Source organism: Burkholderia sp. Bp8984 (genome assembly GCF_003853755.1).
In the GTDB taxonomy this organism is placed as follows: Bacteria; Pseudomonadota; Gammaproteobacteria; order Burkholderiales; family Burkholderiaceae; genus Burkholderia.
Genome location: NZ_QTQN01000002.1, coordinates 436,027 through 445,598 on the forward strand (window position 1 = coordinate 436,027; position 9,572 = coordinate 445,598).

8 protein-coding genes, 1 tRNA gene and 1 pseudogene are annotated in these 9,572 nt (G+C 68.9%); 3 read left to right on the top strand and 7 right to left on the bottom strand.

Annotation, left to right across the window (positions count from 1 at the left end):
• Positions 1 to 4: 4 nt before the first annotated feature.
• Both DID98_RS04135 and DID98_RS04140 read right to left on the bottom strand, forming a co-directional pair.
• A complete protein-coding gene (locus DID98_RS04135) occupies positions 5 to 1,243 on the bottom strand; it encodes a CaiB/BaiF CoA-transferase family protein (RefSeq protein ID WP_124570274.1) in 1,239 nt (412 codons plus the stop codon).
• Positions 1,240 to 2,994 (bottom strand): acyl-CoA dehydrogenase family protein, encoded by a 1,755-nt coding sequence (locus DID98_RS04140; RefSeq protein WP_124570275.1) that lies wholly within the window; start codon positions 2,992 to 2,994, stop codon positions 1,240 to 1,242. Before DID98_RS04140 ends, DID98_RS04135 begins: the two co-directional genes overlap by 4 nt.
• 174 nt (positions 2,995 to 3,168) lie before the next feature.
• On the opposite strand from DID98_RS04140, the gene DID98_RS04145 reads away from it, so the two are divergent.
• Complete coding sequence (locus tag DID98_RS04145; RefSeq protein WP_124522172.1) at positions 3,169 to 4,071, top strand: LysR family transcriptional regulator; 903 nt, start codon at positions 3,169 to 3,171, stop codon at positions 4,069 to 4,071.
• Between the two features lie 36 nt (positions 4,072 to 4,107).
• Here the strand turns inward: DID98_RS04145 and DID98_RS04150 are convergent, their stop codons facing one another.
• The 4 genes from DID98_RS04150 to DID98_RS04165 form a co-directional block, all read right to left on the bottom strand.
• On the bottom strand, positions 4,108 to 5,526 hold the full coding sequence (locus DID98_RS04150) for an amino acid permease (protein ID WP_124570276.1): 1,419 nt from the start codon (positions 5,524 to 5,526) through the stop codon (positions 4,108 to 4,110).
• Between the two features lie 92 nt (positions 5,527 to 5,618).
• On the bottom strand, positions 5,619 to 6,689 hold the full coding sequence (locus tag DID98_RS04155; RefSeq protein WP_409362327.1) for a porin: 1,071 nt from the start codon (positions 6,687 to 6,689) through the stop codon (positions 5,619 to 5,621).
• 100 nt (positions 6,690 to 6,789) lie between these two features.
• Positions 6,790 to 7,176 (bottom strand): RidA family protein, encoded by a 387-nt coding sequence (locus tag DID98_RS04160; protein WP_124570278.1) that lies wholly within the window; start codon positions 7,174 to 7,176, stop codon positions 6,790 to 6,792.
• A gap of 30 nt (positions 7,177 to 7,206) precedes the next feature.
• Positions 7,207 to 8,421 (bottom strand): amino acid aminotransferase, encoded by a 1,215-nt coding sequence (locus tag DID98_RS04165; RefSeq protein WP_044847661.1) that lies wholly within the window; start codon positions 8,419 to 8,421, stop codon positions 7,207 to 7,209.
• A gap of 191 nt (positions 8,422 to 8,612) precedes the next feature.
• Between DID98_RS04165 and DID98_RS04170 the strand changes: the two genes are divergently transcribed.
• Together DID98_RS04170 and DID98_RS04175 are read left to right on the top strand one after the other, a co-directional pair.
• Complete coding sequence (locus DID98_RS04170; protein WP_124488334.1) at positions 8,613 to 9,095, top strand: Lrp/AsnC family transcriptional regulator; 483 nt, start codon at positions 8,613 to 8,615, stop codon at positions 9,093 to 9,095.
• 83 nt (positions 9,096 to 9,178) lie between these two features.
• Positions 9,179 to 9,253: transfer RNA gene (locus DID98_RS04175), tRNA-Val, on the top strand.
• A gap of 158 nt (positions 9,254 to 9,411) precedes the next feature.
• On the opposite strand, the pseudogene DID98_RS04180 reads toward DID98_RS04175, so the two are convergent.
• Positions 9,412 to 9,572, bottom strand: a pseudogene (locus DID98_RS04180) (aspartate aminotransferase family protein); the annotation flags it as partial.

Below are 9,572 nucleotides of genomic sequence, written 5' to 3' on the forward strand. Positions count from 1 at the left end.
CCGGTCACGCCGGGTCCGGCGCGACCTTCAGCACGCCCGCGTCGAGCAGCTGCCGCTGGAGCGCGGGATCGACGCCGAGGCGGTCGAGCACCGCGCGCGTGTCGCGGCCGAGCGCGGGCGGCGGCGAACGATAGGTCGCCGGCGTGCGCGACAGCTTCACCGGCGATGCGGTGCCGCGATACGCGCCGATCTCGACGAACAACTCGCGATGCAGCGCATGCGGGTCGCGCGCGACGTCGGCGACCGTGCGCACCGGCCCGCACGGCACGCCCGCCGCCATCAGGTCGCGCGCGAGCGGCTCGCACGGATGCGCGGTGAGCCGTGCCTCGAGTTCGGCCTTCAGTTCGGGCCGGTGCGCGCAGCGGCTGCGGTTGTCGACGAAGCGCGGATCGCCGGCCAGCGCCGGCGCGCCGAGATGCGCGACGAGCCGCGCGAACTGCCGGTCGTTGCCGACCGCGAGGAAGATCGGCACGGTGGCCGTGCGATAGCTGTCGTACGGCGCGATGTTCGGGTGCGCGTTGCCGCTGCGCTCGGGCACGCGCCCCGAGCCGAAGAAGTTCGGCAGGTGCGGATGCAGCAGCGACACGCCGCAGTCGTACAGCGCGATGTCGATCGACTGGCCCTGCCCGCTCTGCTCGCGCTCCACGAGCGCGAGCAGGATGCCGGTCAGCGCGTTGAGTCCGGTGACCATGTCGACGATCGGCAGCCCGATGCGCGTCGCGTCGCCGTCGCGCTCGCCGTTCACGCTCATCAGCCCGGCCATCGCCTGGATCACCGCGTCGTAGCCGGGCAGCCCGCCGAGCGGGCCGTCGTCGCCGAAGCCCGTCACCGCGCAGTGGATCAGGCGCGGGAAACGCGGCTGCAGGTCGCGCGCGTAGTCCATGCCCCAGCGCGCGAGCGTGCCGGGCTTGAAGTTCTCGACGAGCACGTCGGCGCTCTCGAGCAGGCGCCACAGGATCGCGCGCCCTTCGTCGCGGGACAGGTCGAGCGCGACGCCCTCCTTGTTGCGGTTCACGCCCATGAAGTACCACGCGGTGTCGCCGAGGAACGGCGGCCCCCAGCCGCGCGTCTCGTCGCCGCCCGGCGGCTCGATCTTGATCACCGTCGCGCCGTGGTCGGCGAGCGCCTGCGTGCAGTACGGGCCGCCGAGCACGCGGCTCAGGTCGACGACCTTCAGGCCGTCAAGTGCGCCGCGTGTCGCTTTCGTCGCTTCCGTCGCTTCCGTCGCTTTCGTCGTGCTCATCGTTCGACCTCCGGCAGCAGGTCGAGCGCCATGTCGAGCGGTACCGGCGTGCCGCGCAGCAACGCATCGAACGCCGCTGCCTCGTCGTCGCGCGACGCCGGCGCGAGCGGATCGACCGGCAACAGCTTGTGACGCACGATCAGGTGCGCGAGCGCGAGGCGCCGGTAATCGGGCGCGAGCTGCGCGCCCTCGCATGCCATCAGCACGGCCGCGCTCGCGTAGTACAGCGCCGACGCGGCCTGCCGCACGCGCGCGTCGTCGCCTTCCGCCGCGACCCGGGCGAGCGCATCGCACGCGCGCGCGAGAATGCGCCGCAGCGCCGCGCGGCTCGCGTCGGGCAGCGGCGCCGCGCCGAGCCGGTCGGCGAGGAACGTGCGCAGCGCATCGAGCGCCTGCTCGCGCTGCGCGGCGCGCGCGACGTCGAGCGCGACGATGTTGCTGGTGCCTTCCCAGATCGAGCCGAGATGCGCATCGCGCACGAGGCGCGCATCGCTCCATTCCTCGATGTAGCCGGTGCCGCCGCGCACCTCCATCGCGTCGCCCGTCACACGGCGTGCGTCGCGGCACGCGCGGAACTTGATCAGCGGCGTCAGGATGCGCACGCAGCGCGCGGCCTGCTCGTCGCCCGCATCCGCCTGCGGCAGCAGCAGCGCGATCTGCATGAACATCGCGCGCGCGGCCTCGGCGGGCAGCAGCATCTTCATCAGCTGGCGCTGTATCAGCGGCATCTCGATCAGCTTGCGGCCGAATGCGGCGCGGTGGGCGGCCACGTGCAGCGACTCGTTCAGTGCGCGCCGCATCAGGCCCGCCGCGCGCACGCCGTTCGACAGCCGCGACATGTTGATCATGTCCGCCATCTGGTGAAAGCCGCGGCCGATCTCGCCGATCAGGTATGCCTGCGCGCCTTCGAGCGCGATCTCGCCGCTCGCCATCGAACGGCTGCCGAGCTTGTCCTTCAGCCGCACGATCCGGTAGCGGTTGCGCGTGCCGTCCGGCAGCGTCTTCGGCAGCAGGAACAACGCGAGCCCCTTGATGCCGTCCGGCGCGCCGTCGGGCCGCGCGAGCACCATCGCCAGGTCGGCGTCAGCGTTCGAGCAGAACCACTTGTCGCCGAAGAGGCGCCACACCGCCTCGCCCTGCGCGTCGGCATCGCGCACCGCGCGCGTCGCGATGCGGCCGACGTCGGAGCCGGCCGCCTGTTCGGTCATGAACATCGCGCCCTGGAACAGCGTGTCGAAATCGCGCGATGCGAGCATCGGCAGATAGCGCTCGACGAGCGCCGGGTCGCCGAAACGGCGCAGCGTGCGCGTCAGCGAATCGGTCATGCTGACCGGGCAGCACAGCCCGAATTCGGCCTGCACGAACAGGAACGTCAGCGCGTACTTGACGAGCGGCACGACCGCCTCGGGCTGGTGGCTCAGCGACGCGAGCCCGAGTTCCGCATACGCGACGCGTTCGAGCGCGATGTACGCGGGATCCTTGTCGATCCGCTGCACGGCTTCGCCGCGCCGGTTGCGGTGTTCGAGCACGGGCGGGTGCTTGTCCGCGCGCGACGCCCATGCGTCGAGCTCGCCCGACACGCGCGCGCCGAGCGCGTGCAGCTGCGGTTCGAGTTCCGCGTAGCGCGCGTCACCGAGATGCAGTTTCAGCAACGCGCCGAGATCGGGATCGGCCGTGAAGAAATTGATGCCCCGGCTATCGGGGATGTTGTTGGCCGCGCCGGTGTCCGGCGTGCGAGCGATGTCGTTCATGCATGCGTCTCCAGGATGGCGCCCGGCTATCGGCCGGCGCCGCGCGGCGGCAGCGCGGCCGGCTGATGCCAGGCGTTCAGCAGAGCGTAGGCGCGCGATCGATAAGCGTCCAATACAGGATTTATCCGGTACGATAGACGACGCTTATCGATGCCGATGCGGGAAGGAGACAGCATGGAACTGAGGCAGTTGCGCTACTTCGTGGCGGTCGCCGAGGAACTGCATTTCGGGCGCGCGGCGAAGCGCCTGTTCATCTCGCAGCCGGCGTTGAGCTTCGACATCCGCAAGTTCGAGGACGCGCTCGGCGTGCAGCTCTTTTCGCGCACCAACAAGACGGTCGCGCTGACCAACGCGGGCGCGGTGCTGCTCGGCGAAGCGCGCCGGCTGCTGCTGCAGGCGGCCGAGGCCGAGCGGCTCACGGTACGCTCGGCGTCCGGCCTCGCGGGCCGGCTGCGGATCGGCTTCGTCCATTCGATGCTGTATCGCGGGCTGCCCGATGCGGTGCGGCGCTTCGAAGCCGATTACCCGGGCGTCGAGATCGTGCTGAGCGAGATGAACACGCAGGCGCAGGTGCAGGCGATCCAGCGTGGCCAGATCGATCTCGGCTACGCGCACTGGGGCCACTGCCCGCCCGAGGTCGAATCGGCGCCCGTCTACGCGGAACCGTTCGTCTGCTGCCTGCCGGCCGCGCATCCGCTCGCGCGGCGCCGTCAGGTCGCGCTCGCCACGCTGGCCGAGGAACCGTTCATCCTGTTTCCGCGCGACGCGGCGCCGCACTATCACGACCTGATAATCGCGCAATGCGTGAACGCGGGATTCAGCCCGCTGATCCGTCACGAGGCGCGGCTGTGGCAGACGATCCTGTCGATGATCGAGTTCGGCATGGGCATCGCGCTGGTGCCGCGCGTGCTGCAGCAGGTGAAGAGCGACCGGCTCGCGTTCCGGCCGCTGAAGGATGCGTCGCTCGAATCGCGCACGCTCGAACTGAAGCGCAGCGGCACCGCCGAACCGGTCGCACTGCGCTTCGCCGACTACGTGCGCGCATCGATCGACGCGCTGCCCGCGCTCGCGGGCTGAGCCGGCGCGCCGGCATTTCGCGCCGGCACTTCCCCGTTACTTCGCTTCCGGCTGCAGCGCCGGCTGCGCGCGCCGGTACCACACCGCGTACACGACGGACAGCGCGATCAGGAACGGAATGCCGAAGATCAGCGTCATGTGGAATTCGGCCGTGAAGTAGGTCGTCACCATCACCGCGAGCATCAGCGCCGCGCCGAGCAGCGTCAGCAGCGGAAAGCCGCGCATCCGGAACGCGGGCGCCGGCAAACCGAGCGCCGCGCGACGCCGCCGGAAGCAGTAATGCGTGACGAAGATCATCATCCACGTGAACAGCGCGCCGAACATCGACACCGCCATCATGATCGTGAACGACGCGTCCGGGTACAGCACGCTCAGGACCGTCGCGAGCGCGATGCCGAGCGTCGACAGCAGCAGCGCGCCGAACGGCACGCCGCGCGCGTCGACCGCGCCGAGCGCCTTCGGCGCATAACCCGCGCGCGACAGGCTGAACATCATCCGCGTCGTGATGTAGAGCTGGCTGTTCATCGCGGACAGCGCGGCGATCAGCACGACGAAGTTGATCAGCCCGGCCGCGCCCGGCAGGTGGATCGCCTCCATCACCTTCACGAACGGGCTCTCGTCGCGCCCCGCCGCCGTCCACGGCACGATCGCGAGCATCAGCGCGAGCGTGACGAGGTAGAACAGCACGAGCCGCACGATCGTCGAGCGGAACGCGTGCGTCACCGCGCGCTCGGGATCCTCCGCCTCGCCCGCCGCGACCGCGATCATCTCGATGCTCAGGTAGCTGAAGATCGACACGATCACCGCGACCCACATCCCCCACATGCCCTTCGGGAAAAAGCCGCCGTGCCCGGTGTAATGGTGGAAGCCCGCGCGGGCCGCACCGTCGCCGACCAGTGCCGGATTGCCGAACACGACGTACGCGCCGAGCACGATGAAGCCGACGATCGCCGCGATCTTCACGACCGAGAAGCCGTATTCGACCGCGCCGAACACGTCGACGCTGCGCGCGTTGACGAACACGAGCAGCGCCGAGAAGCCGACGATCCACAGCCAGCCCGGCACGCCCGGGAACCAGTACTTCATGTACAGCGCGATCGCGGTGACTTCGGTGCCGACCGCGAGCACGATGCACGCCCAGTACGCGTAGCGCACGAGGAACCCGGCCCACGGGCTCACGTAATGTTCGGCGTATGCGCCAAACGACCCGGAGGTCGGATGCGCGACCGTCATCTCCGCGAGACAGCCCATCAGCAACAGCGAGATGAACGCGCCGATCGCGTAGCTGACGAGCACGCTCGGGCCCGCGAAGCCGATCGCGAATCCGCTGCCGAGAAAGAGACCGGTACCGATCGCACCGCCGATCGCGATCATCGCCATCTGCCGTGCGGAAAGCGTGCGGCGCAGACCCTGCTCGCGCGCCGCGATGTGCTGGAATTGCCCTTCTGGTTGCATCGAATGACCTCGTTCGAAAGCGTGTGTCCGGCCGAAACGTCGACGGCGCACGGACCGGTGCCGGACCGCACCGGCCACCGCGCGCCGCATGCTCAGAACAGGTGGCGCAAGCCGGCCGCGATGCCCGTCTGGTTGCCGCGTCCGGGCATTTCGGTGAACGCGCCGCCGGTCACCCGGTTGTAGTCGACCGTCGCGTAGACCTGCGTCGCCTTCGACAGCGCGTACTCGGCCTCGAGCACGCCCGTGTAGCGCTTTCCGCCGTTACCGGCGATGCCGTCGACGTTGCGGATGTCGTCGTAGTACGCGACGCCCGTCACCGAAACCGCCGGCGTGACCTTCACGCTCGCGCCGGTATAGAAGATCGCGTCGCGGCGCGGATTGTCGGCGAACGCACCGTAGGTCACGTCGCGGCCCGGCGCGTTCAGCAATTGCCGGTCGAGCGTGCCCGTGCGGTCGATGCCGCCGAGATAGCCCGCGTACAGCGTCGCCGCGCCGAACGCATAGCGTGCGCCCGCGCCCCACGCCTGCTGCGCGCGGCTCGTCAGGTCGCGTACCTGCTGGTAGGTCGCGCCGACCATCAGCCCGCCGAGCATGTACGACACATGCGTGCCCCAGTACGCATTCGCGCCGAGGCTGCCCGCGACGCCGCCGAAGCCGTAGCTCGCGCCGACGCTCAGCCCGCCGAACGTGCCGTCGTAGCTGGCCACGTTGCTCGCGCGGCCCTGCGTGAGGAAGTACGGCCACATGTTGGCCGTGTAGTTGCCGACCGTCAGCGGATCGAGATCGCCGAACAGGTTGAATGCCTCGGTCGCCTGCCGGCCGAGCTTCACGGTGCCCCAGTCGCTCGCCAGGCCGACATACGCGTAGCGGCCGAACAGCGCGCCGTCGAGCTGCCCGTTCTGCGGCTCGAAGCCGCTCTCGAGCCGGAAGATCGCCGTCAGGCCGCCGCCGAGCGCTTCGCTGCCCTTCAGGCCCCAGCGGCTGTTGGTGATCGCACCGTTGGTCATCTGCACGCTCGCGTCGTTCGACGCGTTCGCATGCGTCGTGTAGCGAATGCTCTGGTCGACGATGCCGTACAGCGTCACGCTGCTCTGCGCCATCGCGCCGCTCGCGGCGAGCATGCCGGCAATCGTCGGTAGTGCGAACCTATTGATACTCTTCATCTTCGTCTCCATCCTTGTCTGAATGTTTGATGTTCGTCGGGGTGTGTTGGTGCTTGTCGGTAATCGTGGGTACTGCAATCTTCGCGCGGTCGCGTGCCGGCTAGCCGCGTGCCGCCGGCAACGCCACGTATGCGACGAGTTCGACGCGCATGTCCGGGTGCGCGAAGCCCTGCACGCCCACGCACGTGCGGTTCGGGTACGGTTCGCGGAAGTGGCGCCGGTATTCGGCGTCGAATTCGGGCATCGCCTTCACGTCGGACAGGTAGACGAGCACCTGCGCGATGTCGTCCATCGTCGCGCCGGCCGCCGCGACGGCCTTCGCGAGATTGCCGAGCGTGAGGCGCGCCTGCCCCGTCATCGTGTCGCCTGCGATCGCGCCGGACGCATCGACCGGGCCGTGGCCGGTAAACATCAGCCCGCCCGCGCGGGTCGCCCACGAGAACGGCTGCGCGAGTTGCGGCAAGTCGACCGGGATCGTGTCTGCCATCGTGTCCTCCTTCGGTTCGGGATCGGCCGCTCAGGCAGCCTGGCGCGACGTGCCGCCGAGCACGTCGGCGATCGCGTACGCGACGTGCTCGACGTTCGCGTCGTTCAGGCCCGCGATGCACATGCGGCCCGAACGCAGCAGGTAGACGCCGTGCGACGCGCGCAGCCGGTCCACGTCGGCCGCGGCGATGCCCGTATAGCTGAACATGCCGCGCTGCGTGACGAGCGCGTCGAACGCGGGCCCGGCCAAGCGCGCGTCGAGCCGCGCCTTCAGCGCGCCGCGCATGCGCTTGATGCGCGTGCGCACCTGGGCCACCTCGTCTTCCCAGCACGCGCGCAGGACGTCGTCGTTCAGCACCGCCGACACGAGCTGCGCGCCGAACAGCGGCGGGCTCGAGTAGGTGCGGCGCACGCCGGCCTGCAGCTGGCTCAGCACCGTCGCCGCTTCGCCCGCGCTCGCGCAGACGATCGACAGGCCGCCGACGCGCTCGCCATACAGCGAGAAATTCTTCGAGAACGAGTTGCTGACGATCGCCGGCAGCCCGGCTTCGACGATCGCGCGCACGGCCCATGCGTCGTCGTCGAGACCATCGCCGAAGCCCTGGTACGCCATGTCGAGGAACGGAATCAGCCCGCGGCGCGCGAGCACGTCGATCACCGCGCGCCACGCGTCGCGGTCGAGGTCGAGGCCCGTCGGGTTGTGGCAGCACGGCTGCAGCAGCACGATGCTGCGCGCGGGCAGCGCGTCGAGCGCCGCGAGCATCGCGTCGACGCGCAGGTCGTTGCGCGCTGCGTCGTAGTACGGATACGTGTGCACGTCGAGGCCGGCCGCCGCGAAGATCACGCGATGGTTGTCCCACGTCGGATCGCTGATCCAGATCGCGCTGTCGGGGAAATAGCGCTTCACGAATTCGGCGCCGAGCCGCAGCGCGCCCGAGCCGCCGAGCGTCTGCAGCGTCGCGATGCGTCCTTGCGCGAGCGCCGCGCAACCGGCGCCGAACACGAGGCGCTGCACGCCCTGCCGATACGCGGCGAGCCCTTCCATCGGCAGATACGTATGCGGCGCGCCGGCTTCGCGCAGGCGCTCGGCCGCGAGGCGCGTGCTCTCCAGCACGGGGATGCGGCCCGCGTCGTCGTAATAGAGGCCGATGCTGAGGTTGACCTTGTGCGGATGGGCATCCTGCTGGAACGCCTGGAACAGCGACAGGATCGGATCGCCCGGATAGGCGGGAATGTGTTCGTACATGGCGGAATGACGGTCGGGGTTGAAGGCGGCGATACGGCCGGCGGCGTGACGGCACGTCAGGCCGTGCGGTCGAGGCATGGGGCGCATGTTATCGAGGACGAAATAGAATGAGCTTCACTTTTCGATGACGAATCCCGCCGATTGCAGTAGAGTCTGCGCCTACCATCTAAAAAATGACGGGATTCTGCGAAATGAATCTGGATCGAACCGACATGCGGATCCTCCGGCACCTCGAGCGGGACGGACGCATCAGCAATCAGGACCTCGCGAACGCGGTCGCGCTGTCGCCGTCGGCGTGCCTGCGGCGCGTGAAGCTGCTCGAGGAACGCGGCGCCATTTCCGGCTACCGCTGCACGATCGAGCCGAAGAAGGTCGGCGTCGCATTCGAGGCGCTCGTGCACGTGTCGATGCGGCCGGACGTGCCCGAATGGCACGACCGCTTCGTGGAGGCGATCCAGCAGTGGCCGGAAGTCATCGCCGCGCAGATCGTGACGGGCGGCTCGAACTACGTGCTGACGGTGCGGGCGCGCGACCTCGACCACTACTCGGACTTCGTGATCAACCGGCTGCATCGCGCGACGGGCGTGATGTCGATCAATTCGAGCATCGTGCTCGCGACGCTCAAGCGCGACGGCTCGATCCTCGATCTCGTCGAGCCGTCGACGGCCGGCTGACGCACCTTTTGCACCGGCCTGAAAAATATTTGAAGAAAGTGCTTTACGAACCCGAAAAGCTCTGACATAATTTCAGCTTCTTTGGGCGGTTAGCTCAGCGGTAGAGCACTGCCTTCACACGGCAGGGGTCACTGGTTCGATCCCAGTACCGCCCACCAAAGAATTCAAGGGCCTGCGTCTCACGACGCAGGCCCTTTTCGTTTTGTGCGTCGTCTTTCCGCGACTCGCCTCCCCTGCCCGCTTCCTTGCGCTCGCGAACGCGTTCGACGGGCAACGCCGCTTCGGCCACATGCAATCGAAGCGTCGCGACGACTCGCTACCCTGCCCGCCCGACCCGTTCCGCGGTCGCATCGAACGCGCGCTTCGCCTTGTCGACGATCTCGTCGACCTCCCCCTCGCGAATCACGAGCGGCGGCGACAGCAGCATCCGGTCGCCGGTCGCGCGCATGATCAGGTTGCCGTTGAAGCAGAAGTCGC